The following is a 24,778-nucleotide window of genomic DNA, read 5'->3' on the forward strand; positions in this document are numbered from 1 at the left end:
GACTTGCAGTAGCAACCGCAAGAAACCCGAGCGAATACAAGGAAAAAGAAATGCCCCCGAAGAAGAAGAAGCTAGCCGGGATCATCAAGCTTCAGATCCAGGCCGGTGCCGCCAACCCGGCACCGCCCGTCGGCCCCGCGCTGGGCCAGCACGGCGTCAACATCATGGAGTTCTGCAAGGCGTACAACGCCGCGACCGAGTCGCAGCGCGGCAACGTCGTGCCGGTCGAGATCTCGGTCTACGAAGACCGCACGTTCGACTTCAAGCTGAAGACTCCCCCCGCTGCCAAGCTGCTGCTCAAGGCCGCAGGCGTGGCGAAGGGCTCCGGCGAGCCGCACAAGACCAAGGTCGCCAAGGTGACCATGGATCAGGTGCGCGAGATCGCCAAGACCAAGCAGGAAGACCTCAACGCCAACGACATCGATCAGGCCGCGAAGATCATCGCCGGCACTGCTCGCTCGATGGGCATCACCGTCGAAGGCTGATTCTCAGCCGTCAAGCAGGACACGTGGGAGAGCCGGCCAGGCTCGTCAACCACACTGAACTCGAACGAAGGACAGTAAGACATGGCAAAGCGCAGCAAGGCCTACCTCGAGCAGGCCGCAAAGATCGACCAGGACAACCTCTACTCGCCTCTCGAAGCCGCGAAGCTGGCCAAGGAGACCGCGTCGAGCAAGTTCGACCCCACCGTCGAGGTCGCAGTGCGTCTCGGCGTCGACCCTCGCAAGGCCGACCAGATGGTGCGCGGCACCGTCAACCTTCCCCACGGCACCGGCAAGACCGCTCGGGTTATTGTTTTCGCCGCTGGTGAGAAGGCTGCAGAGGCCGAGGCAGCAGGAGCCGACGTCGTCGGCGCAGAAGATCTGATCGAGCGCATCCAGGGCGGATTCCTGGACTTCGACGCCGCGATCGCCACCCCGGATCAGATGGCCAAGGTCGGCCGTATCGCCCGTGTCCTCGGACCGCGTGGCCTGATGCCGAACCCGAAGACGGGCACGGTCACCAACGATGTGACCAAGGCCGTCAACGACATCAAGGGCGGCAAGATCAACTTCCGCGTCGACAAGCAGGCCAACCTGCACTTCGTCATCGGCAAGGCCTCGTTCGACGAGACCAAGCTGGTGGAGAACTACGGCGCAGCGCTGGATGAGATCCTGCGTGCGAAGCCGTCGTCGGCCAAGGGTCGTTACGTCAAGAAGGTCACCGTCTCGACCACCACCGGACCCGGCGTCCAGGTCGATCCGAACCGCACGCGCAACCTCCTCGAGGACGACGCGAACGCGTAAATCAGTTCAGCATCATCACGAAGGCCGGCACCGATTCATCGGGTGCCGGCCTTCGTTGCGTGATGAGTCCGTGGTGCTACGCAGCTCGCGCGAAATTGGCCAGGATGATCCCGGCGATGCGGTCCAGCAGTGCTGCGGGCAGGTCGTGGGCCATGCCGTCGATCAGCGTCAATTCGGCCCCGGGGACGGCACGGGCGATGGCCTTGCCGCCCGACGGTCGCACCAGTTTGTCCGCGGTGCCGTGGATGACCGTGGTGGGTGCGGTGATCTTCTTCGCGTACGGCCGCAGACTGCCGGTGCCGGTGATGGCTGCCATCTGCCGGACGACACCGGACGGGTTGTAGTTCCGCTCGTACATCACCTGGGCGATCTCGAGCTGCTCTTCGGGCGGAGTGCGGTAGCCGGGGGAGCCGATCGCGGCGAGCGTCTTGGCCGAGTGCGCGATGATCTCGTCCTTGGTGGCGTCCTTCCCGACGCCGCCGATGAGCGGCAGCAGCGCGCGCGGGTCTGGTGGCGGCAGGAACGGCTCGTTGGTGCTCGAGAAGAGGATGCCCACAGACTTCGTTCGGTCGGGATAACTTCCGGCGAAGACCTGGGTGATCATTCCGCCCATGGAGGCACCGACGACGTGCGCCGAGTCGATGTCGAGATGGTCCAGCACGCCGACGGCGTCGGCCGCCATGTCCGTGATCGTGTACGGCACGTCCGAGGACATCCCGAACTCGTGCCGGATCAGCCGAAGGATCTGGGAACCTCGTACCTTCTGCCCGGTCATCTTGGTGGACAACCCGATATCGCGGTTGTCGATGCGGATCACCCGGTAGCCGGCGTCGACGAGACGGGTGCAGAAGTCCATGGGCCACAACGTCAATTGCGCGGACAGGCCCATGATGAGCAGCACTGCTGGATCGTCGGTCGACCCCATGTCCTCGTATGCGATCTCGACGGAGTTCGTCGGCGCGACACCTTGTTCGATTCTCATGGTCTCGTTCCTACCAGCCTGGCTCGCCGAGTACCGGCACCACCAGGTAGCTCGGATCGTCCGGGTCGATGTCGATGTCCTGTCGGCGCAGTCGCGTACGCACCAGATCCGGCAGAATCGGGATGAACCGCGGTGTGTCGGTGGCGAATACGCTCACGCGGAGTCGGTGGCCGGATGCGATGACGGCTTCGGTGGTGAGGATGTCGATGTCGAGTTCGATGGGTCGGCCGACGGGCACCGGGAGCAGCGCTGCCTCGGTGAGCGGATGGTACGGGCGGGTGTAATCGCCGTTCGGGGCGAACAGTGAGCGTTCGTCGTCGACGGCACGGCGTGAGGCGAGCAGGGCACCGTTGCTCAACACGATCGACCGGCCGCTCGGGGAGACATCGCAGACCATGACGGCCCACATCGCTTCCGGCGCATGGCAGACGACGCGCACATGCAGATTCATGGGGCCGGACAGCACGGTGTCCGACTCGGCAGGCGCGGTGGTGAAGGTGACTGCGCCGCCCTCGGCGAATCGATTGTCGTAGGTGAAGCCGCCGCCCAGGACTGCCGTCACACCGGCGAGAACCTGTGTGGTGTCCCGAGATACGACGGCTCGCAGCGAGGGGCGCACCGTCAGGACATCGGACTCGGCGGTCGGCCGGCCGGTGAGGCTGCCGTCGGCGACGGCGTGGGGCGCGGTGCCCGATGCCGCTGCCGACAGGTAGAGCCGGCGCGGTTGCGCCTGGGGAGCCGGAAAGCGCCCGTGCGCAGTCCAATTGCCGCCCTGCTGACGCAGGGTGACGGGGCCGTAGTTCTCGATTCCGTTGTCGACGTCGCGCAGCCACTTGTCGAACCAAGCGCGTTCGAGTACGTCCAGGCGAGGTGGAAAGCCCGGCTCGCCGAACCCGATTCCCGGGTTGCCGTGGTATCCGTCGCCGACGAGCAGCTGCTTGTATCCGCGTTCGAGAGGGAGGCGGTTGTAGATGTCGGGTGCGGACCCGCCGAAGATGTCGTGCCAGCAGCCGTACAGAAATGTCGGTGCCGCGATGTCTTCGATGACGGCATCGATGGTGTCGTAGTACTCGTTGTCGTAGATTCGCGGATCTCCGCCCGCGACAAAGCCTTTGGCCAGGTCGAGCAGATTCGTGGCCGGGGATCGAGCGCGATCGCGGAGCCATGCGAGCGGGTCGATTCCGCCGATCGCAGGTGCCCATTTGAGCCCGTTGACGGCCGCGAGCCACAGCGGAATGAACGCCGAGGTGGCACCTCCGGTGGCGAAGATCTCGCGCACGATGTCCACCGACCCCTCGACCGCGAACACCGCGTCGAGGCCGGCAGGCTGCTTGGCTGCGGCCTGCAGGGCGTTGATGGCGGAGTACGAGATTCCGGCCATCCCGATCCTGCCGTTGCACCACTGCCTGCGTCGGGCCCATTCGATCACCTCGAGCGAGTCGAGCTGTTCCCGGCGGCCGAGCACGTCCCAGGTGCCCGAGGAACTTCCGGTGCCGCGGACGTCGACGATCATCTGCACGTACCCGCTGCGCACGAGATGACGGTTGACCGAGAGCAGATCGGCCGCCCCGCCCGCTACCACCCGGGTGAGCTCGGTGATGCCGTCGAACCTGGTTCCGGTCAGGTCGAACGCGGACGAGAAAGCTCGGATCGCACGACCCAGAACCGGGGTCTCGAGGATGGTGTCGATGCCCTTGATCAGCAGCTTGTTGTAGGGCGTGAGGTTCAGGACGGTGGGAAACGCGCCCTCCACCGCCCGTCCCGACGCGTCCGCGGGGCGAAAGACGTATGCGCGCAGCACAGTTCCGTCGCTCATCGGAATGCGGACGTTCGCCGCGACCGACACTCTCGGGTAGCGCGGCTCCTCGCGCACGATCGCCGCCCATGCAGCCGCAGCGTCCCCGCCGCTCGGATCGCGTACGGGTTGCAGGAGGGGGTGTGGCTCTACGGCAGTCATGAAGACCGATTAGACCTTCGAACGACCCATCTTGTCCTGCATAACGCGTTTCGGTCGTAACGCGTACCAATCGGAACGCCGACTTTCTGTGTCTTGTTGGGAATCCTCTCAACGGCAGTTGAGCGTCACTGTGGGCTATACCAGACTTTCTCGGTCATCCGGTTGTCCGGCTCCGTCATTGCTAACGTCTGCCCGTCCGAGTGATGTGGGACACCGACCGTTGCAGGGGAGCACGAATGCACGTAGAAGCACTGTTCGGAGACGGATCGTTGCGTCCGATCTGGCCGCACGCAGACGCTTTGATCACCAACGAATGCCCGGGGCTACGGTTCGCCGGGAAGTACGCCGACGTCGTTGCTCTGAGCAACGGCGATCCGACGGCGCTGCGACCGTTCGTCGACGAGGACACTCGCAGACGGGTGGCAGACATGGCAGCGCCGCGCACCGATACCGCACTCGTGTTCGGAGCCAACGGCTTTCTCGGTGCTCACCTGATCGGCCGCCTCACTCGTGATTCCGCCGTCGAGGTCGTCTACGCGATGGTTCGTTCCACCGAGGAAGAGACGGGCCTCGAGCGTCTGCAGCGCACGTTCGATCAGTACGAGATCGTGGTGGACGCCGGCAAGATCCGCATCGTCGAGGGCACGCCGACGAAGTTCCGGTTCGGTCTGGACAAGGCCGCCTACTACGACCTGGCTGCCGGAGTGGGGCAGATCTTCAACTGCGCCAGTTCGACCGACTACACCGAGAGCTACGCCGAGCTGCGCGACGACTGGTTCGTCAGCGTGCTGCGCATCCTCGAATTCAGCATCACCTCCACCCGTAAGCACCTGACGTACGTGGGAAGTATCGGTGCCCACCTGTACCAGAAGCCCGAGGACTTCCGTCGTCCCGATTCGTGGTGGTACTCCGGATACGCGCAGATGAAGTGGGTCAACGCAACGCTGCTGGGCTGGCTGTCGATGTCGGACACCTACTCCGTCACCCTGTGCGAAGCCCCCTACATCCTCGGCAGCACCGAACTCGGGCGTGATCCTGGCCGGGTCTACAGTTTCTGGCGGATCATCGAACTGGCGATCGCTGCCGGTGCCATCTGGGACGGCCCTGGCATGAACTACGTCCCCGTCGACGTGATGTGTGACGTGATGGCGAGCAACTCGCTGCGCGGTCATCCTCTGACGAGGCTGTTGCCGAGCAATCCCACCGGCTACGGTCACGATCTCTATGCCGAACTGTTGGGGCTCGATCTGGTGAGCTGGGACGAGTTCAAGGAGCGCGTCAGCGTACGCATCTCACCTCGGTTCGCCGAGACGATGCTGGCCGACAACATCGACAAGCTCATGCGCCTGGTGCACAAGCCCGAGGCCATCCTGCCGGTCGACCACGACATCTCGTGGTGCGATCACCGTCGCCTCTTCGAGCTCTACTTCGAGAAAGCACAGCTCAAGACGCTCACGCCCGCCGCCGTCAACTGACGTGTCGGAGGGATTCGAACCCACCTCGGTGCGCCTACGGGACGTACCCATCGGCCGTGAGGTGACCAACGGCGTTCTCTCGCTCGGCTTCTACGTGGTGTGCGGGCTGATCGGGCTGCTGCCCGCCTCGGTGCGGATCCGGGCGGCCGATGCCTTCGTGACCTGGTCGGAGAGCGTCGACGAACAGCGGCACAGCTGATGTCGTGGATTCGGTGGACACTCGGCCTCGCCGTGGTGCCGGCAGCTCCGTTCGGGCTGTTCGTGTACTGGCGAACGCGGTTCTTCTTCCGTGACCCGCACCGCGAACCGCCCGCCGATCCGCGGGCGGTGGTCGCGCCGGCCGACGGGTTCGTCACGTACGTCAAACGCGTGGAGGCGGGCAGTACCGCGTTCGCCGTCAAGAAGGGGCGGACGATCGTTCTCGACGAGATCGCCGGAGTCAGCTCGACCGACAGCGGTTACCTGATCGGGATCTACATGTCCGAATACTCGGTGCACCGCAATCGAATTCCGGTTGCGGGCACCGTCGGCATGCGTCGCCACCGGTCGGCTGCACCGTTCAACAAGTCGATGGCCAGGGTCGGCGCGAACCTGTTGACCCGACGCACTCCGTACGACGAGGGCTGCGACTACCTGCTCACCAACGAGCGGCTCACCATCTCGATCGAGCACGAGTCCGGTGCCGTGGTGACGGTGACGCAGATTGCCGATCTCTGGGTCGACCGCATCGTCGCGCACGTCGCCGTCGGTGACACCGTCGAACGCGGCGAGCAGTACGGGATGATCCGCTTCGGTTCTCAGTGCGATGTGTTCGTGCCGGACGCACTCGTCGACGAGATCACCGTCCGGCCAGGCAATTACGTGTTCGCCGGGGAGACGACGGTGGCCCGTTCACCGATCCTCGTCGACGGCAGTCAACAGAACGAAGAGGAACGATGATCACGATCGAAGAGGTCGACGGCAAAGCAGGCTGGCGCGAATTCGAGGCCGTCTCCGACCTGGTCTACCAAGGCGATCCGCACCGCCTTCCCGACGAGTCGATAGACCTGCGTCGAGTGCTCATCGCACCGCCGTCCTCGGTCGCCGCCACTCGCATCACGAAAGCATTCCTGGCGCGCGAGAACGGAATCGCCGTCGGCCGCATCGTGGCCATCCACGACCTGTCGTTCACCGAGTACACGGGGGAGTCGATCGGCTTCTTCGGCTTCTACGAGGCCGTCGACGATCACGACGTTGCGAGAGCATTGCTCGACGCTGCGGCGCAATGGCTTTCGGCTCGCGGGCTCGCGACCATCTCCGGACCGTTCGGGCCGTCGATGTTCTACAGCGCAGGCATCGTCGTCGACGAGACACCGGCACTGCCGCTGGTGGGGATGCCGCACAATCCGCACTACTACGCCGCCCACTTCGAGAAGTGGGGTCTGATGGCGGTCAAGGACTTCTACAGCTACCTCTTCGACGACCCGTGCATCATCTACAACGACCCCAAATACGCGCGGCACATGCAGATCTTCGAGAAGATCAAGGCGCGATCCGAGGTGACGTTCCGGTCGATGAAGTACCGGACGCTGCGGCGCGACGCGCGCATCGTGCGGGACCTCTACAACAAGACGTTCGTGAACTTCTGGGGCTTTTCGCCGCTGTCCTACACCGAGCTGTTCGAGTTGCTCAAGATGATGCTTCCGGTCATCGACCGCAGGCTGACCCTGCTGGCCGAACTCGACGGCAAGCCCGTCGGCTTCCTGATGGGAATCCCGGACGTCAATCAGGCCGCCGCGAAGGCGGCGCACCTGAAGTCTCGCTGGGCGCGAGACCTGGTGACGTTGTGGCACGTCAAGCGTCCGGGTCGAACCGAGGTCATCGACGGCGTGCGGGTGGACATGCTGTTCGTCGATCCCGATTGCCCCGATCGAGCCGTGTCCTCCCTGCTGATCATGGAGATGTCGGTGCGCATGCGCGACCTCGGGTTCACTCGCGTCGAAGCGGCTCCCGTGCTCGATGACAGTCCGTGGATGAGGGGATCGGTCCTGACCCGAACGAAGCTCGCTCCGCATCGCACCTACCGCATCTTCAGCCGGGAGTTGACGTAGATGACCGACACGATCTCGCGATTCGACCCGCAGGTGACGAGGGGAAACATCGGCGACCGGTGGGGTCGGCTCGTGGCGCGTCGGCGTTGGGTGGTGCTGGCGATCTGGACGCTGCTGGCGGTGGGATCGGCGGTTCTGTATCCGGCGCTGCAGAATTCGCTGGTCGGAGCCAACTTCTCGGTGCCGGGCACCGAATCGAGCCGGGCCGACGATCTGATCGAGCGTCACTTCGAGTCGTTCGGCTCGGAACAACTCGTCGTCACGTTCACGTCCGAATCGGTGAACACATCCGACCCGGCGTTCCGTGAGCGAGTGGGGGAGGTCGTGGGTCGGCTCCGGCAGTCCCCGGACGTGCTGCGGGTCGTCGACCCCTACGAGACCGCGGGCTTCGTCCCGACCATTTCGCAGGACGGCACGTCGGCGCTGGCGTTCGTCGGTATCGGCGGAGAGGCGAGCGATCGGATCGCGGTCGCAGAACGCGTGCAGGAGATGATCGACGCGGCATCCGGCGACGGCGTCGAGGTGGCGGTGACAGGGTATTCCCCGATGACGGTCGATCTCACCCGCGTCGAATCCGAGGATGCCGTACGGGCCGAGAGCATCGGTCTTCCCATCGCTTTCGTGGTTCTGATCCTGGCGGTGGGGTCGGTGGTCGCAGGCATCGTGCCGTTGGTCTCCACCGGCATCGGCGTGCTGGCGGCATTCGGAATGTTCGCGCTGTTGTCCAACGTGATGACGTTCGACGTTCTCGTCACCACCGTCGCGGCGATGTTCGGTCTGGGTCTGGGAATCGACTACGCGCTGTTCATCGTCAGTCGATTCCGGGAGGAGATCGGGCGAGCCGGACCCTCGGACGATCCGGAGCGGACGGAGCGCGCCGTCGGGGCGGCCATGGGTACCGCCGGGCACACCATCGTCATCTCCGGACTGGTCGTGTTGATCGCACTCGGAGCCCTGGCCATCGTCGATGTCCCCGCGGTACGCAGCATCTCGTTGGTCGTCGCACTCACCATCGCCACCGTGGTCGTGGTCGCCTGGACCCTGCTGCCGGCGATTCTCGCGGTACTGGGCACGCGCATCGGAGCGTGGTCGCTGCCGCGCAGATTCCAACCCCCGTCGGTCGACGAGCACGACGCCGCGGTGCCCACGTGGTGGTCGAGATGGGCGCAGCACGTCATCGAGCGCCCGTGGCGTTACACGGCCGCGTCGGCCGCGGTCCTCCTCGTCTGCCTGATTCCCATCGGTTCCATCTCGTACGGTGTCGACCTCGGTGCCGAAGCGCTGAGCGCCGAACCGTCGGGACGGGCCAACACGGTCCTGACCGAGAAGTTCGCGCCCGGGACCATTTCACCCATCACCATCGTGTTCACGGGTGAGAACGACAGTCCGTTGGAACCGCAGCAGATGGCCACCGTCAACGCCTTCGCCGACTCCGTGCGCGGGGACGATCGCGTCGCCTATGCTTTGGCGCAGCCGGAGGCCGGGCGGTCGCTGCTGATCGTGGTTCCGTCGGTGCCGATCGACTCGACTCAGGCCTCCGATCTCGTCGGATCCCTGCGTGAGCAGGCGGTCGCTGCAGGCGAGACGGACGGCACGAGCGTCTCCGTGGGTGGCACCACCGCACTGGTGGTCGACGCCTCCGACGAGATCTCGGGCAAGTTCGCCTGGGTCGTCGCCGCTGTTCTCGCCTTCTCGCTCGTGTACTTGGCGGTCGTCTTCCGCAGCGTGGTGATTCCGCTCAAGGCGGTCGCCATGAACCTGCTCGTCACCGGAGCAGCGTTGGGTGCGACCGTCGCCGTCTTCCAATGGGGTTGGGGGTCGAGCCTTCTCGGCTTCGAGAGCCCGGGCTACATCCAGGTGTATCTACCGGTGACGGTGTTCGCGGTGGTCTTCGGCCTGTCGATGGACTACGAGGTGTTTCTCATCGGCCGCATGCGTGAGGTGTTCGTGCGGGGAGCGAGCAACGACGTGGCCGTCGTCGACGGTATCGAGCACACCGCCAGACCTATCACGGCCGCCGCCGCGATCATGATCGCCGTGTTCGCAAGCTTCCTCACCGCCGACGTTCTCGAGCTCAAACAGTTCGGCTTCGCTCTCGCCATTGCAGTGCTGTTCGACGCGGTGCTGGTGCGGATGATGATGGTGCCCGCGATGATGAAGCTCTTCGGTGAGCGGAACTGGTGGCCCGGGTCGAACCGCAGGAGAGTCGACTCCGGGCGCTACGAGGCCGTCGGCAGCTGAGCGCTCGCGAGGATTTCGCCGCCGGCCGAGCGGATCTCGATGTCGGTCACGTCCTGGCGCAGTACCGCGGCGTTCATGCGGCACTCGATGGTGATGTCACTACCGAGAAACGTGCCGGACGGGCGCTCGACACCCGACCGGTCGACGAGAACCACCTCGTACGGTCCACGATCGGAGATGCCCTCCATCTCCAGAACGGTCTCGGTGCCCCAGGTGTGGGCCACCAGACCTCCTTCTACGTCGACGCTCGGCGCACTCGTCGTGAACGCGATTTCCTCGTACGCGCCGAGGGTTCCGGGTGGACCGGTGATCGCGGTGGGTGGATCCGCGGGCTGGCGGTAGGCGTCCACCCCGAGCACGGCCCCACCGCCGACCACCACTCCCACGATCGCGGCCGCAGCGGCCAGACCTGCCGATCTGCGCTGCATACCGAATCGCTGCATACCGAATCGCGGCGATCCGGATCGCTCCCGCGGGGAGCGGCCCGTCGCGACGAGGATTCGCTCGCGCAGGTCGGGTGGCGTCGCGGATTCGAGCCAGGGCTCGGTCGGTCCACGGCGGCCCAGGATGTCCGTCATCTCGCGCAATTCGGCGATCTCGGTGTCGACCGTGGGATCCGCCGCAGCGAGTTCGCGCAGTTCGGCGGCTTCGGCGTCGTCGAGATCGTCGCCGACGGCAGCGGCGATCAACTCGGCTCGGCGATCGGGTGATGCGCTCATGATTCCTCCTGTCCGTCGAGGTGGTCTCGTAGGGCCCGCAGTGCATAGAAGGTGCGGGTGCGCAGTGTTCGTACGGCAACTCCGGTCGATTCCGAGAGTTCGGCGTAGGTGCTGCCGCCGAGGTGCACTGCGACGACGACCTGCCGATGCTCGGGGGAGAGCAGGGCGAGTGCGGCGATGATTCGGAGCCGCTCGTCGACGTCGGGACTGGTGTCACGCGTGACCCCACCCGACCCCCGATCGATGTCCTCGATCCGGTCCGACGCCGGCATCGGCATCCTCGTCAGCGACCGTTGAACATCGACGATCACATTGCGTTCGATGGCGAACAACCACGTTCGCAGCGACCCGCGCCTCGGCTCGAATCGGGATCGCGCTCGCCATGCCCGAAAGAAGGTCTCCTGAACGCAATCCTCGGCCAGAGTTCTGTCGCGCAGAGCGTTGACGGCGAACCCGAGCATGGCCGACGCGTGCTCGTCGTACGCGGCAGCGACGTCGAAGTCCAGTTCGATCACGCTCCCGATGCTCATGACAGTGGATACGTCGGTGGACCCTCGGACGTTCACGACGAGGGCGGAGAATATTTCTTTACCGAGCTTTGAACATTCTGGCATCGGCACTCGTACACCTTGCACGGGCTCGCTTGCCCGATACTCCCACGGAAGGCACACGAGATGACCAGACGCTCGATTCCACGCCCGGCCACGTCGATCCGATCCACCGCCACAGCGCTCGTCGGTGGTACCGCGGCCCTGATGCTGTTCGCCGCTGCCCCGGCCGGTGCCGATACGCCTGTCGCCGAACCGGATTCGTTCACCAGCGCGTTCACGGCCATGGCCACTCCCGACCAGGTGCTCAACGGTGAGGGCGTCGCCACTCCGGGGCAGCCCGGCGCGATGGGTACCTTCACGCTGCGCATCAACTCCGACCTCGACATCGTCTGCTACGACATTGCGCTCGAAGGTGTCACCGGCGACTACATGAGCCCGGCCAAGACCGCCACGCACATTCACCAGGCTGCGGCGGGCGCAGCAGGACCTCCGCGTCTGGCATTCCCGAATCCGACGCCCATCGGCGACGGCCCACGCACCAGCAGCGGCTGCATGCAGGGACCGTTCACCACCGGGCTCACTCCGGCCGGTGCCACCGCCGACAGCGGTACCGGATTCACGCTCGATCGGATCGAAGCCGATCCCGCGGCCTTCGCCGCCGACACTCACACCGTCGATTTCTCGGCGGGAGCGGTGCGCGGCCAGCTCACCCAGATTCCGGTCGGGTCCGTTGCGACCGGAGGCGGTGGATCGTCGCTCGCGGCGGCCGATTCGGCGTCGAGCTCGGTGCTGCCCGTCGTCGGTGCAGTGGCTCTGGGTGCGATGGTCGTCGCGGGCGTGACGTTCGCGGCTCGACGTGAGGTGCGGAGCTGAGATATTCGGTTCTGATCGCGGCGGCGGCGGTGATGGTGGTGGGTTGTTCCTCACCGTCGCAGCCGTCGCCGTCGCAGCCGTCACCACCGGCCGTCCCCGTGTCCTCGCAGCCGTTGTCGGGCACTGCCCCGACTGCGCCCGCAATGGACTCGGTGACACCGGCCCCGACGCGGGTGAGCGCCGTGGACATCGGTCTCGACGAGCCGTTGATCGGCCTGGGGCTCACCGAGTCGGGGGAGATGCAGGTGCCCACCGACTACGACGACGTCGGGTGGTTCACCGGAGGTGGCCGACCCGGTGAGATCGGCAGTCCGACGGTGATAGTCGGGCACGTCGACTCGACGACCGGTCCTGCGGTGTTCGATCGCCTCTCGGAACTCGGAACCGGAGATGTCGTCGAGGTCGAGGACGAGGCGGGTGGCCGAGCCGCGTACCGAATCGATCGGATCGGTGACTACGGCAAAGCCGAGTTCCCGACCGCACTGGTCTTCGGAGCGGTGCCTGCCGACGAGATTCGGCTCATCACCTGTTCGGGTGACTTCGATGCAGCGGTGGGCAGCTACGAGCGCAACCTGGTTCTCTACGGGGTGCGCATCTGACGGTGCGAACGCCGAACGTTTTGGAGTTGGCACCGAACGTGTTGTAGCCTGGTCGACGGTCCGGAACACGAATGCTCGCACTCGTGCCCTGATCGCCCAATCAAGTTCTACCCAAGACCGTTGGTCACCGCCTTCTCGAAGGATTCACTTCCGGGAGTTGCGCGGTTGAAGGTCCGAGATCGCTTCGGACGGCCCACGCAGGAGAACGAGGTAGGGAACCTGTATGCAGCCCTCGTGGCTGCCCGCTCGTTCACGCCCCGTGTGCTTCTTGCGCCGGGGCGTTCGTCGTTTTCCGGCCCTCTCGCGATCGACACAACTTCCCACGAGAGGAGGCGAAGTATGGCAAAGCCCGAAAAGGTCTCAGCAGTATCGGAGATCACCGAACAGTTCAAGGGTTCGACGGCTGCCGTCGTCACGGAATACCGTGGTCTTTCGGTGTCCGGTCTGACTCAGCTCCGGCGTGCGCTCGGCGAAGGTGCCACGTACTCCGTCGCCAAGAACACCCTGGTCAAGCGCGCAGCAGCCGAGGCCGGCATCACCGGCCTCGACGACTTGTTCGTCGGACCGACCGCCATTGCATTCATCAAGGGCGAGCCGGTCGACGCAGCGAAGGCCATCAAGGCCTTCGCCAAGGACAACAAGGCCTTGATCGTCAAGGGCGGCTACATGGACGGCGCAACGCTGTCCGTGGACGAGATCAACAAGATCGCAGACCTCGAGTCGCGCGAAATCCTGTTGGCCAAGCTTGCCGGCGCCATGAAGGGCAACTTGTCGAAGGCTGCAGGCCTGTTCAACGCTCCCGCATCGCAGTTCGCGCGTCTGGCGTTCGCGTTGCAGGAGAAGAAGGCTGCCGGCGCACCCGCCGCGGCCGAGGCACCTGCAGAAGCAGAAGCACCGGCGGAAGCTCCCGCCGAAAGCTGATCCGCTGGTATCGGCGAACAGCTCAGCTCCACACCATCACCGAACACCAGTCGCGGATCAGCGACCAGGTACTTACAGGAAGGACCCGCCACCATGGCGAAGCTCAGCACCGAAGAATTGCTCGACCAGTTCAAGGAGCTCACCCTCCTCGAGCTCAGCGAGTTCGTGAAGGCATTCGAGGAGACCTTCGAGGTCACCGCAGCCGCTCCCGTCGCCGTCGCCGCTGCCGGTGCACCGGCAGCCGGTGGCGCTGACGCTGCCGAGGAGCAGGACGAGTTCGACGTCGTCCTCGAGTCGGCCGGCGACAAGAAGATCCAGGTCATCAAGGTCGTCCGTGAGGTCGTCTCCGGCCTCGGCCTGAAGGAAGCCAAGGACCTCGTCGAGAGCGCTCCGAAGGCAATCCTGGAGAAGGTCGCCAAGGACGCAGCCGATGCTGCCAAGGAGAAGCTGGAAGCTGCCGGCGCGAAGATCTCCGTCAAGTAAGACCGCTTCGTTGCAGTCGTACTTCACGCTCTGAATTCGAGAGCGAGTCGAGGGGCCGTTCCCACTCAGGTGGGGGCGGTCCCTTTTCTGTGTTTCCGGTAGCTCCGACCGAGTCGTCGTTGTGATCGGTCACGGACTCCGCCGGATTGCGTGACACCCGCTCTGCGCCGCTGTTTACTCGACCTCGCCGAAGTCCGAAGCGTTCCGAAGGGTTTCGGCCGTCATTTTTTGTGGTGTGTCACAGCTTCCTCACGCAGGGACTTGTCACAGTTCTGGCGAGTCGGCGTCCGTGTCGCGTGAGATGAGCCACACTGATGCAAGCTCTACAGCCTGACTCGGGGAAGTTCTTACTGGGCGGTAAGCTCCTGTGTCGGAGCGGACACGTGCATGGGTTACAGTGACGCAACCCACATCTGGGTCGATGTGTACGAATTGTGGAGGTCAGCGTGGGAGTCGAGGTTTCGGTCGAGGGATTGACCAAGTCTTTCGGGGTACAGAAGATCTGGCAGGACGTGACGTTGACCCTGCCGAAGGGTGAAGTCAGTGCTCTGCTCGGTCCGTCCGGTACCGGCAAGTCGGTCTTCCTGAAGTCGCTGATCGGTCTCCTGCGTCCCGAGCAGGGCAAGATCTTCATCGACGGAACCGACATCCTGCAGTGCTCCTCGCGAGAGCTCTACGAGATCCGCAAGCTGTTCGGGGTGCTGTTCCAGGACGGCGCACTGTTCGGCTCGATGAACCTCTACGACAATGTCGCGTTCCCGTTGCGTGAGCACACCAAGAAGTCCGAGTCCGACATCCGCAAGATCGTGATGGAGAAGCTCGAACTGACCGGTCTGCTCGGTGCCGAGGACAAGCTGCCCGGTGAGATCTCCGGCGGTATGCGCAAGCGCGCCGGCCTTGCCCGCGCCCTGGTGCTCGACCCCGAGATCATCCTGGTCGACGAGCCGGACTCGGGCCTCGATCCCGTTCGCACCACCTACATTTCGCAGACCCTGATCGACATCAACGCCGAGATCGACGCCACGATCCTGATCGTGTCGCACAACATCAACCTCGCCCGGACGGTGCCAGACAACATCGGTATGCTCTTCCGTCGCCAGCTGGTCATGTTCGGTCCGCGCGAGGTGCTGCTGACGAGCGACGAGCCGGTGGTCAAGCAGTTCCTCAACGGAACGATGATCGGCCCGATCGGTATGTCGGAGGAGAAGGACGAGGCGCAGATGGCGCAGGAGCAGGCCATGGTCGACGCCGGGCACCACGCCGGTGGTGTCGACGACGTCGAAGGCATCGTGCCGCAGATGAAGGCCACTCCCGGTACTCCGGTGCGTCAGGCCGTCGGGCGTAGGCAGGAACGGGTGCGCCAGATCATGCACACCCTGCCGCACAACGCGCAGGTCGCCATCCAGGAGAGCCTCGACACCACCGATCCGGGTCAGCAGCCGGTGTACGCAGGCCGGCAGGGCTACGACGAGCAGGGCTACGACCAGCAGGGGTACGACCAGCAGGGATATGGCCAGCAGGGCTACAACCAGCAGGGGTACAACCAGCAAGGTTACGACCAGCAGGGCTACGACCAGCAGGGTTACGACCAGCAGGGCTACCAGGCTCCGACTCAAGGTCGGGGTCAATAGCAGACATGGCGGGATCGAAGAAGTCCGCGTTCGCTCCGGCGAACGCCGCTCTGACACAAGCCGGCAATATCGTCGAACTGTTCGTCGAGGTCGTCCGAAACACCTTTCGTAGGCCGTTCCAGTTTCGAGAGTTCATCGAACAGGCCTGGTTCATCGCCAGCGTCACCATCTTGCCGACGGCGCTCGTCGCAATTCCGTTCGGCGCGGTCGTCTCGCTGCAGACCGGATCGCTGATCAAGCAGCTCGGTGCCGAGTCGTTCACCGGTGCGGCCAGTGTGCTGGCGGTCATTCAGCAGGGCAGTCCGATCGTGACCGCGCTGCTGGTGGCCGGTGCCGCCGGCTCTGCAGTCACGGCCGACCTCGGCTCGCGCACCATTCGCGAGGAAATCGACGCCATGCGGGTGTTGGGCATCGACCCCGTGCATCGTCTCGTCGTTCCGCGAGTGCTCGCGATGATCCTCGTCGCACTGTTGCTCAACGGGCTGGTCTCGGTCGTCGGTATCGCAGGCGGATACTTCTTCAACGTGATCCTCCAGGGTGGTACCCCCGGTGCGTATCTGGCGTCCTTCGGTGCGCTGGCGCAGCTCCCGGATCTCTATGTCGCAGAAGCCAAAGCGGCGATCTTCGGACTGATCGCGGGCATCATCGCCTCCTACAAGGGGCTCAATCCCAATCCCGGACCCAAGGGCGTCGGCGAGGCAGTGAACCAGACGGTTGTCATCACGTTCCTGCTGCTCTTCTTCGCCAACCTGATCCTGACCCTGGTGTATCTCCAGGTCGTCCCAGCAAAGGGAGCGTAACCGCGATGACGATCGCACGAGGTCGCGGTGACCGCACGCTGATGCGCGTCAAGCGCGTCGGCAATGCCCCACTGAACGTGCTCGACCGCGCCGGCGAGCAGATGTCGTTCTACCTTCGGGCCATCGGGTGGATTCCCAAGACCGCTGTGCACTACAAGAAGGAGGTGCTCCGCCTGCTGGCCGAGGTCACCTTCGGCAGTGGCGCGCTCGCGGTCATCGGCGGAACCATCGGCGTGATCGTGATGATGTCCGGCTTCACCGGCATCGTCGTCGGTCTGCAGGGTTACGCCGCACTCGAGCAGCTCGGTAGCTCCGTGCTCACCGGCTTCCTGTCCGCATACGTCAACACCCGTGAGATCGCGCCTATCGTCGCCGGACTCGCGCTGTCGGCCACTGTCGGCTGTGGCTTCACGGCCCAGCTCGGTGCCATGCGGATCTCGGAGGAGATCGATGCCCTCGAGGTGATGGCGGTTCCCAGCGTGCCGTTCCTGGTGACCACCCGCATGATCGCCGGCTTCGTGGCCGTCATCCCGCTCTACATCGTCGGACTGCTGGCGTCGTACGTCGCGTCCCGAGGGATCAGCACCATCTTCAACGGGCAGTCCACCGGGTCCTACGACCACTACTTCAACCTCTTCCTACCTCCGGAAGACGTGTTGTATTCGTTCCTGAAGGTGTTGATCTTCGCCTTCGTCCTGATCATGATCCACTGCTATTACGGCTACCACGCCTCCGGCGGACCTGCCGGTGTCGGCGTCGCAGTGGGCCGTGCCGTTCGTACCGCGATCGTCACGATCGCGGTGCTGGACTTCTTCTTGAGCCTCGCCATCTGGGGCACGACCACCACAGTGAGGGTTGCGGGATGATCGACTCGCCGTCGCGACTGAAGCGAGTACTGCTCGGTTTGGCGTTCTTCCTGGTGCTCATCCTGTTCCTGGGATGGAGCATCACGTCCTACAACAAGACGTTCAAGTCGGTGGTGAACGTCAGTCTCGAAACCGACTCCGTCGGCAATGCACTGCCGATGAACGCCGACGTCAAGGTCCGCGGAATGATCGTCGGTGAGGTGCGCTCGGCATCGACCGTCGACGGCGTGGTCACCTCGCAGCTCGCGATCGACCCGGACAAGGCTCCACTGATTCCGTCCAACGCCACGGCGCGGTTGCTTCCCAAGACGCTGTTCGGTGAGCGATACGTCTCGCTGATCGTGCCCGAGAACGACTCGGCGTCGCCGATCACCGACGGTACGGTCCTGCGTCAGGACACCAGCGGAAACGCCATCGAGGTCGGGCAGTTGCTCGACGGACTGCTCCCGCTGCTGCAGGCGATTCCGCCGCAGGATCTGGCCAACACCCTCGGGTCGTTGGCGCAGGGCCTCAGCGGACGCGGCGAGCAGCTCGGACAGACCATCGACAACCTGACCAACGTCGTCTCCGGTCTGAACACCGAGCTGCCCAACATCCAGCAGACGCTCGTCGGGCTCGCCGACTTCTCCCAGACGTACGCGGACGCTGCACCCGAGTTGATCTCGGCACTGGACAACCTGCGGACGACGGGCAACACCGTGGTGGAGCGGCAGTCCAGCCTGGAAACGCTGTACGGATCGCTGACCTCTGCGTCCTACACCACCGCGGACTTCCTCCAGACCAACTCCGAGAATCTGATCGGATTAGCCGCGAACTCTCGGGAAGCCCTCGAGCTGCTGGCCGAGTTCTCCCCGACGTTCGGCTGCACGTTCACCCAGTTCGCCGAAGGTGCCAGGCGCGGCAAGGTCGTGCTCGGCGAGGGCGACGAGTACCCCGGCATCAACGTGTCCGCATCGTTCGTCAACCCGAAGGGCCGTTACTTGCCGAACCAGGACGAGCCGCGCTTGTTCGACGATCGCGGAGCCACCTGCTTCGAGCCTGCTGCACCGGGTGAGTTCTTCCCGCAGTATCCGGGAGGTTCGATCAACGACGGTTCCTACCAGGTGCCGACCCGCAACCCGGGCCCGCAGGTGATCGAAGGACAGGGACCCCCGAAGTCGGCTCAGAGCTCCATCGTTCCCGCCGTTTCCGCTTCTGCGCAGCCGGCGAGTTACGAGGGCTCGGACTTCGAGCGTGACACTCTCGCCGTGATCTACGGACAGGCGAGTGGTGTTGCACCGGACAGTATTCCGTCGTGGGCGGCCGCTATCGGCGCACCGGCATTGAGGGGAGTGGAGGTGACCGTGCCATGAGAGGCCTTCTCGCGCCGATCATCAAGTTGATCGTGTTCGCCGTGATCACGATCCTTGCCACGGCCACCCTCGCCTTCACCATCGCCAATTCCAGCGGTGGCGGCGGCACCAAGTTCTCGGCGATCTTCACCGACGTCACTTCGCTCAACGAGGGCGACGAGATTCGTATCGCCGGCGTTCGCGTCGGCCAGGTCGACTCGATCGAGATCGCCAACGAGCGCGAAGCCAAAGTGGACTTCACCTTGAGCAGTCGGGATTGGCTGCCGGCCAGCTCGACGGCGACCATCCGGTTCAGGAACCTGGTCGGTCAGCGCTACATCGCCATCGAGCAGGGCTCGGGGGACCAGGGGCAGAAGATCACCGAAGGTGCGACCATTCCGTTGGAGCGGACCAAGCCTGCGGTGAATCTGACCACGCTGTTCGACGGTTTCCGGCCGTTGTTCACCACGCTCAGCTCCGACGACGTCAACAAGCTGTCGTACCAGATCATCCAGGTGTTCCAGGGGGAGTCGGGCACCATCAACGAGTTGGTGACCAACACGGCGACCCTGACGAATACCGTCGCCGACAAGGATCAGGTCATCGGCCAGGTCATCACCAATCTCAACAACGTGCTGGCGACGGTCAACCAGAACGACGGCCAGCTCGACAGCCTGATCGTCAACACCCAGCAGCTCGTCTCGGGTCTGTCGGCCGATCGTGATGTGGTCGGCTCGGCCGTCACCTCGCTCGCCGGTCTGACCAACGCGACCGCCGACCTGCTCGAGCCGACCAGGCCGTCGATCCAGGGATCGGTGACTGCGTTGAACACACTGTCCGAGACGATCAACCGCCGCAGCGACGACGTCGACGCTGTCCTCGGAAATCTGCCCGTCAAACTCGACAAGCTCATTCGCACGGCCCAGCAGGGATCCTGGTTCACGTTCTACCTCTGCGGCATCGACATCGTCGCCGGACCGGGTAACTCGCCGAACCTGAATCTGCCGACCGGGCTTCCGACCGTCAACCAGCCGCTGTACACGAACTCGGCAGAGCGTTGCAAAGCTGGGGGGATCAAACAATGACATCTCGTCGTAGTCCGGCCACCATCGGTGCACTGGGCATCGCCATCATTCTGCTCGCCACGATGTCGGTCTTCTTTCTCGACCGGCTCCCGATCATCGGTGCCGGCTCGGTCTACACCGCCGAGTTCAGCGAGGCAGCGGGTCTCAAGCCGTCGAACGAAGTTCGCATCGCGGGCGTCAAGGTCGGCAAGGTGACCGACGTGCGTCTCGAAGGCGACCGAGTACTCGTGGACTTCACGGTGCAGGACGCCTGGGTCGGTAACGAGTCACGGGCCGCCATTGCGATCAAGACCCTGCTGGGACAGAAGTACCTCGCGCTGGACCCGAGTGGGCCGGACACACTGAGCCCCAAGGACCCGATCCCGCTCGAGCGCACCACGTCCCCGTACGACGTCATCGACGCGTTCTCCGATGCGGCGTCGACCATCAACGACATCGACACCGATCAGCTCGCGACGAGTATGCGGACTCTGTCCGAGGCGTTTTCCGAGACGCCTCCGAACATCCGTGCCTCGCTCGACGGCGTCACCCGGTTGTCGCAGACCGTGGCCAGCCGCGACGAGGAGCTCAAGAAGCTGTTCGAGGCCACCGGTGAGACGTCGAAGGTGTTGGCCGACCGCAACGAGCAGTTCAACAAGCTGATCACCGATGCCGGTCCGCTTCTCGAAGAGCTCAACAACCGCCAGCAGGCGATCTCGCAGCTGCTCACCGGCACGCAGCGCGTGTCGCAGGAGCTGACCGGTCTCGTTCGCGACAACGAGGCGACCATCAACCCGATGCTGCAGCAGCTCAACGGCGTCATCGAGATCCTGCAGCGCAACAACGACAACCTCGACCGCGCGCTCGAGCTGTACGAACCGTTCATTCGGCTCTACACGAACGTCACCGGCAACGGTCGATGGCTCGACATCACGCTGGCCAACCTCACACCTCCCGGAGTTCCGTTGATACCTGGCTACCGCCAGCCCTCGCTCGACAAGTTGCCGGGGGAATGATGACAGACACGCAGGCAGCACCGAGAAACAAGAACAAGCTCGCGCTCATCGCCGTCGTCGTGATCGTGGCGCTGGTGTTGGCCGTCGCCGGCTGGTGGCTGTTCACCAGGGCCGGTACGACCAAGATCACCGCGTACTTCGACAAATCGGTCGGCATCTACTCCGGCTCCGAGGTGCGGGTGCTGGGCGTCAAGGTCGGCACGGTCGACTCCGTCACGCCGCTCGGTGACGACGTCGAGGTCGTGCTTCGTGTCGACCGCGGGATCGACATTCCGGCCGACGCCAAGGCCGTACAGGTCAGCCCGTCGCTCGTTGCCGATCGCTACGTCCAGCTCTCGCCCGTCTACACCGGCGGCGACACCATGGCCGACGGCACGACGATCGGTCGCGATCGCACCGCCACCCCCGTCGAGGTCGACGAGTTGTACAAGTCCATCAACGACCTCTCGACCGCCCTCGGTCCCGACGGTGCCAACAAGGACGGCGCGCTCACCGACCTGGTCAACACCGGCGCGGCGAACCTCGACGGCAACGGCGAAGCGTTGGGCGACAGCATCACTCAGCTCTCGGCTGCCGGCCGCACGCTGAGCGACTCGCGCACCGACGTCTTCGACACGATCAAGAACCTGCAGACGTTCGTCAGTGCCCTGGCCGTCAACGACCAGCAGGTACGCAACTTCAACACCCAGTTGGCCGACCTGACCGGTTTCCTGTCGGGCCAGCGCGAGGACCTGGGAGCTGCGCTTCAACAGCTGTCGGTCTCGCTCGGCGACGTGGCGACGTTCGTCGCGGACAACCGGACCGAACTGACCGATGCCGCAAACGGTCTCGTGGTTCCGACTCAGACGCTCGCCGACAAACGTGAGCAGCTGGTGCAGACACTTACATTGCTGCCGCTGGCCATCAGCAACCTGGTGAACGCCTACGACGCGGAGTCAGGCACGCTCGCCTCGCGCGCCAACCTCCAGAACGAGACGCAGGATCCGCTCGGCACCGTGTGCCGGCTCATCGATCTCGGCAAGCTCGTTCCCGGCGATCCGCGCTTCGAGGCCCTCGGTGCGCAGATCCAGCCGATCATCGATCAGTGCGCCAACATCACCACGATGATCCAGGCCCCGATCGCCGACCAGAACCGGATCGTGCTGCCGTTCGGTGTTCTCACCAACGACATCGAGCAGAACGTGTCCGTTCCCGGCACCGTTCCCGGCGTCGTCTCGCCGAGGCTCGGAAACAGCACGATGCCCGGACTGGAGCAGTCGTACATCGGAGGTGGGGGACAGTGAGAACCTCTGTGAAACGGAATCGAGCTCGTGTGAAGCGTTCCTTGGTTGTCGGAGCGGGCGTCTGTGTGGTCGCTCTGTCGGCCGGAGCCTGCTCGTCGGCAGGCATCTACGCCATCCCGCTTCCCGGCGGTGCCGATGTCGGTGACAACCCGTTCAACCTGACGGTGCAGTTCGACGACGTGCTCGACCTCGTCCCGCAGTCGACCGTCAAGGTCGACGGTGTGGCCGTCGGCCGGGTCGACTCCATCTCCGTGCCGAACGAGGGGTGGACGGCCGATGTCGAGGTCATCCTCAACTCCGACGTGGATCTGCCCGCCAATGCGATCGCATCGGTGCAGCAGACCAACCTGCTCGGTGAGAAGTTCGTGCAGCTCTCGGCACCTCCCGGTGACGAGTCGGCAGCGCGGCTGCAGGACGGCGACACCATTCCGCTCGATCGCACCCGTCATGCCACCGACATCGAGCAGGTACTCGGCGCGCTGTCGCTGCTGCTCAACGGTGGCGGCGTCGGGCAGCTCTCGCCGATCATCAAGGAACTGAGCACGGCTTTCGACGGTCGCGAAGGTAGGACCAAAGAGCTTCTGCAGCAGGCGAACACGCTGATCGACGGCCTCAACCAGCAGCGGGACGACATCACCCGTGCCATCGATGGTCTCGACACTCTCAGCGGCCGCGTCAACACGCAGACCGACAAGATCGACGCAGTGCTGAAGGACTTGCCGATCGCCACCGAAGTTCTCGAGCAGCAGCGTCCGCAGCTGACCGAGATGCTCGGCGCGCTAGACCGACTCGGAGCCGTGGGCACCGACGTGATCGACCGTTCCAAGGACGATCTGATCGCAGACCTGCGGGCACTGCGCCCGACGCTGCAGGCCCTGGCCGATTCGGCGGACGACGTGGTCACCTCGCTCGCGGTCATCCCCACGCTGCCGTTCGCCGACGGCACCGAGAAGATCATCGAGGGCAACTCCGCCAACCTGTTCCTCTCACTGGACCTGTCGATCGGAACCGCGCTGCGGAACTTCGGCGTCGGTGAAGGCGATCCGGTCTACATCCAGCCCAAGTACGGCAACACGCTGCCGGTGGTCGACCCGTCGAATCCGTACTACAACGGAAACGGACCTCGGCCGGGTTGGCCGACGATCTCACTGCTGCCGTTGCCGCCGATCATCCCGTCACCGGTTCCCGGCCCGGGCGCACCTGCGAACGAGCAGGCGGCTGCAGCCGCTGCGCCCGCACCTGCCGATCCGTTGGCACCGTTGAACGATCTGCTCGAGCGATTCGGAGTTGGACAGTGAGATCGAGACTGGTTCGTATTCAGTTGGTCCTATTCGTCGTCGTAGCGGTTCTGGGTCTCGTTTTCGTCGGTGCCAAGTACGTGCGTCTGGACAACATGCTCGGCTTCGGGCAGTACCAGGTCGATCTGAACCTGGCCGATTCCGGTGGCATCTTCTCCAACGCCGAGGTCACCTACCGAGGTGTCCCGGTGGGAACCGTCGGAGATCTGGAACTGACGCAGGACGGTGTCCGTGTCGCACTGATGCTCGACAACGGCGGGCCCGACATCCCGGCCGACACGAAGGCCGTCGTGGCCAACCGGTCTGCGATCGGTGAGCAGTACGTCGACCTCCAGCCCGAGACCGATCAGGGCCCGTTCCTGGTCGACGGTTCGCAGATCGCTCAGGCCGACACCACCACACCCGTGCCGGTGGAGGACGTCCTCGCCAACACGAACACGTTGGTTCGGTCCGTGCCGCTCGACACGTTGACGCGAGTGGTCAACGAGCTCGGCGTGGCATTCGACGGCAAGGGAACGGATCTCGCGTCCCTCGTCGATTCGCTCGGGAACATCTCCGAGGCAGGCAACGAGGCGCTGCCGCAGACGCTTGCTCTGGTCCGTGACGCGGTGCCGGTGCTCGACACGCAGTCCGAGCAGTCGGATCTGATTCGTGAGTTCAGCACCAGTCTGGATCAGGTGACGGCTCAGTTGAAGTCCAGCGATCCCGACATCCGCCGCCTGATCGACACGGGTACCGCGGCGGGCGATCAGCTCGGTGGTCTCATCACCGATGCGGGTCCGGCGCTGACCACCGACATCAACAACCTTGCGCTGGTTGCCGCTCAGGCCGAACCGCGTTACGTCGCGCTTCGTCCGTTCCTGACGTTCCTGCCTGCACTCGGTGCCGGTATCTCGACGATCGTCCCGAACGACGGCACGATCCATCAGGGTCTGTTGCTCGAGGTCAACAATCCGCCGCCGTGCACGGTCGGCTACGAGGGAAGCCAGGCGATCCTCGACGAGGAGAAGCGGAAGAACCCGAACTTCGATCCGACTCGGGAGAACTACCCGCTGAACCTCGACGCGAACTGCGCTACACCGCAGGGCAGCGTGACGGGTGTGCGTAGCGCGAACCGCATCGTGTTCGCCGATCCGGATGTGCCGCAGCCGTGGGACCTCAAGCCCAAGGTCGATCCGGAGAAGCTCAACCTCAACCCCATCGCCACCCAGTTGGCACCGCTGATCGGCGTGACGCCGAAGTAGTGGAATCGGTGAAACTGCTGCTCAGCACTATCGTCGGGCCGAGGGCGGTTCGGCCGGATATTACCGAG

At 64.5% G+C, this 24,778-nt stretch carries 24 protein-coding genes; 20 read left to right on the top strand and 4 right to left on the bottom strand.

Going from position 1 to position 24,778, the window contains the following annotated elements:
- The first annotated feature begins 50 nt into the window (after positions 1-50).
- The gene (gene rplK, locus CH273_RS08190) at positions 51-485 is read left to right on the top strand and encodes a 50S ribosomal protein L11 (RefSeq protein ID WP_008713829.1); all 435 of its coding nucleotides are present in this window, start codon (positions 51-53) and stop codon (positions 483-485) included.
- Between the two features lie 81 nt (positions 486-566).
- Positions 567-1,286, top strand: coding sequence for a 50S ribosomal protein L1 (gene rplA / locus CH273_RS08195; protein ID WP_027498276.1), 720 nt, complete (start codon positions 567-569; stop codon positions 1,284-1,286).
- A gap of 76 nt (positions 1,287-1,362) precedes the next feature.
- Here rplA and CH273_RS08200 read toward each other — a convergent pair whose 3' ends face one another.
- Both CH273_RS08200 and CH273_RS08205 read right to left on the bottom strand, forming a co-directional pair.
- Positions 1,363-2,268, bottom strand: coding sequence for an alpha/beta fold hydrolase (locus CH273_RS08200; RefSeq protein ID WP_032393947.1), 906 nt, complete (start codon positions 2,266-2,268; stop codon positions 1,363-1,365).
- 10 nt (positions 2,269-2,278) lie between these two features.
- A complete protein-coding gene (locus CH273_RS08205; protein ID WP_032393948.1) occupies positions 2,279-4,225 on the bottom strand; it encodes a CocE/NonD family hydrolase in 1,947 nt (648 codons plus the stop codon).
- Between the two features lie 236 nt (positions 4,226-4,461).
- On the opposite strand from CH273_RS08205, the gene CH273_RS08210 reads away from it, so the two are divergent.
- From CH273_RS08210 to CH273_RS08230, 5 genes are read left to right on the top strand one after another with little or no spacing between them, the layout of a single operon-like run.
- Positions 4,462-5,700 (top strand): SDR family oxidoreductase, encoded by a 1,239-nt coding sequence (locus CH273_RS08210; protein ID WP_032393949.1) that lies wholly within the window; start codon positions 4,462-4,464, stop codon positions 5,698-5,700.
- Between the two features lies 1 nt (position 5,701).
- Entirely contained in the window at positions 5,702-5,899 is a 198-nt protein-coding gene (locus CH273_RS08215) for a hypothetical protein (RefSeq protein ID WP_032393950.1), read from the top strand.
- Positions 5,899-6,639, top strand: a complete 741-nt coding sequence (locus CH273_RS08220; RefSeq protein ID WP_032393951.1) for a phosphatidylserine decarboxylase — start codon at positions 5,899-5,901, stop codon at positions 6,637-6,639. The genes CH273_RS08215 and CH273_RS08220 overlap by 1 nt, the downstream gene beginning before the upstream one ends.
- Complete coding sequence (locus tag CH273_RS08225; RefSeq protein WP_032393952.1) at positions 6,636-7,790, top strand: hypothetical protein; 1,155 nt, start codon at positions 6,636-6,638, stop codon at positions 7,788-7,790. The genes CH273_RS08220 and CH273_RS08225 overlap by 4 nt, the downstream gene beginning before the upstream one ends.
- Positions 7,791-10,031 carry an MMPL family transporter gene (locus tag CH273_RS08230; RefSeq protein ID WP_032393953.1) on the top strand — a complete coding sequence of 747 codons (2,241 nt, stop codon included), beginning with the start codon at positions 7,791-7,793 and terminating at the stop codon, positions 10,029-10,031. It abuts the gene before it with no gap.
- On the opposite strand, the gene CH273_RS08235 is transcribed toward CH273_RS08230, so the two are convergent.
- Together CH273_RS08235 and CH273_RS08240 are read right to left on the bottom strand one after the other, a co-directional pair.
- Positions 10,010-10,750: a hypothetical protein gene (locus CH273_RS08235; protein ID WP_032393954.1), complete on the bottom strand. Its 741-nt coding sequence runs from the start codon at positions 10,748-10,750 to the stop codon at positions 10,010-10,012. The genes CH273_RS08230 and CH273_RS08235 overlap by 22 nt on opposite strands.
- On the bottom strand, positions 10,747-11,280 hold the full coding sequence (locus tag CH273_RS08240; RefSeq protein WP_032393955.1) for an RNA polymerase sigma factor: 534 nt from the start codon (positions 11,278-11,280) through the stop codon (positions 10,747-10,749). The genes CH273_RS08235 and CH273_RS08240 overlap by 4 nt, the downstream gene beginning before the upstream one ends.
- A 144-nt stretch (positions 11,281-11,424) precedes the next feature.
- Between CH273_RS08240 and CH273_RS08245 the strand changes: the two genes are divergently transcribed.
- The 13 genes from CH273_RS08245 to CH273_RS08305 all read left to right on the top strand — a co-directional run bounded on the left by CH273_RS08245 (position 11,425) and on the right by CH273_RS08305 (position 24,710).
- Positions 11,425-12,174 (top strand): CHRD domain-containing protein, encoded by a 750-nt coding sequence (locus tag CH273_RS08245; protein ID WP_052049249.1) that lies wholly within the window; start codon positions 11,425-11,427, stop codon positions 12,172-12,174.
- A 98-nt stretch (positions 12,175-12,272) separates the two neighbouring features.
- Complete coding sequence (locus CH273_RS08250; protein WP_230596618.1) at positions 12,273-12,773, top strand: class F sortase; 501 nt, start codon at positions 12,273-12,275, stop codon at positions 12,771-12,773.
- A 339-nt stretch (positions 12,774-13,112) separates the two neighbouring features.
- Positions 13,113-13,694, top strand: a complete 582-nt coding sequence (rplJ, locus tag CH273_RS08255; RefSeq protein ID WP_032380459.1) for a 50S ribosomal protein L10 — start codon at positions 13,113-13,115, stop codon at positions 13,692-13,694.
- Positions 13,695-13,787: 93 nt separating this feature from the next.
- Positions 13,788-14,177, top strand: coding sequence for a 50S ribosomal protein L7/L12 (gene rplL / locus CH273_RS08260; protein WP_032393957.1), 390 nt, complete (start codon positions 13,788-13,790; stop codon positions 14,175-14,177).
- A gap of 446 nt (positions 14,178-14,623) precedes the next feature.
- Positions 14,624-15,808 carry an ABC transporter ATP-binding protein gene (locus CH273_RS08265; RefSeq protein ID WP_176459366.1) on the top strand — a complete coding sequence of 395 codons (1,185 nt, stop codon included), beginning with the start codon at positions 14,624-14,626 and terminating at the stop codon, positions 15,806-15,808.
- 5 nt (positions 15,809-15,813) lie between these two features.
- Positions 15,814-16,608 (top strand): MlaE family ABC transporter permease, encoded by a 795-nt coding sequence (locus CH273_RS08270; RefSeq protein WP_032393959.1) that lies wholly within the window; start codon positions 15,814-15,816, stop codon positions 16,606-16,608.
- A gap of 5 nt (positions 16,609-16,613) precedes the next feature.
- Complete coding sequence (locus CH273_RS08275) at positions 16,614-17,474, top strand: MlaE family ABC transporter permease (protein WP_027498223.1); 861 nt, start codon at positions 16,614-16,616, stop codon at positions 17,472-17,474.
- The gene (locus tag CH273_RS08280) at positions 17,471-18,826 is read left to right on the top strand and encodes an MCE family protein (RefSeq protein WP_032393960.1); all 1,356 of its coding nucleotides are present in this window, start codon (positions 17,471-17,473) and stop codon (positions 18,824-18,826) included. Before CH273_RS08275 ends, CH273_RS08280 begins: the two co-directional genes overlap by 4 nt.
- The gene (locus CH273_RS08285; protein ID WP_032393961.1) at positions 18,823-19,890 is read left to right on the top strand and encodes an MCE family protein; all 1,068 of its coding nucleotides are present in this window, start codon (positions 18,823-18,825) and stop codon (positions 19,888-19,890) included. Before CH273_RS08280 ends, CH273_RS08285 begins: the two co-directional genes overlap by 4 nt.
- A complete protein-coding gene (locus tag CH273_RS08290; protein WP_032393962.1) occupies positions 19,887-20,885 on the top strand; it encodes an MCE family protein in 999 nt (332 codons plus the stop codon). The genes CH273_RS08285 and CH273_RS08290 overlap by 4 nt, the downstream gene beginning before the upstream one ends.
- Positions 20,885-22,168 (top strand): MCE family protein, encoded by a 1,284-nt coding sequence (locus CH273_RS08295; protein WP_032393963.1) that lies wholly within the window; start codon positions 20,885-20,887, stop codon positions 22,166-22,168. Before CH273_RS08290 ends, CH273_RS08295 begins: the two co-directional genes overlap by 1 nt.
- A 29-nt stretch (positions 22,169-22,197) precedes the next feature.
- Positions 22,198-23,466: an MCE family protein gene (locus CH273_RS08300; RefSeq protein ID WP_032393964.1), complete on the top strand. Its 1,269-nt coding sequence runs from the start codon at positions 22,198-22,200 to the stop codon at positions 23,464-23,466.
- Entirely contained in the window at positions 23,463-24,710 is a 1,248-nt protein-coding gene (locus tag CH273_RS08305) for an MCE family protein (RefSeq protein WP_032393965.1), read from the top strand. Before CH273_RS08300 ends, CH273_RS08305 begins: the two co-directional genes overlap by 4 nt.
- Positions 24,711-24,778: the final 68 nt, after the last annotated feature.

The organism is Rhodococcus sp. 05-339-2 (assembly GCF_002258965.1).
In the GTDB taxonomy this organism is placed as follows: domain Bacteria; phylum Actinomycetota; class Actinomycetes; order Mycobacteriales; family Mycobacteriaceae; genus Rhodococcoides.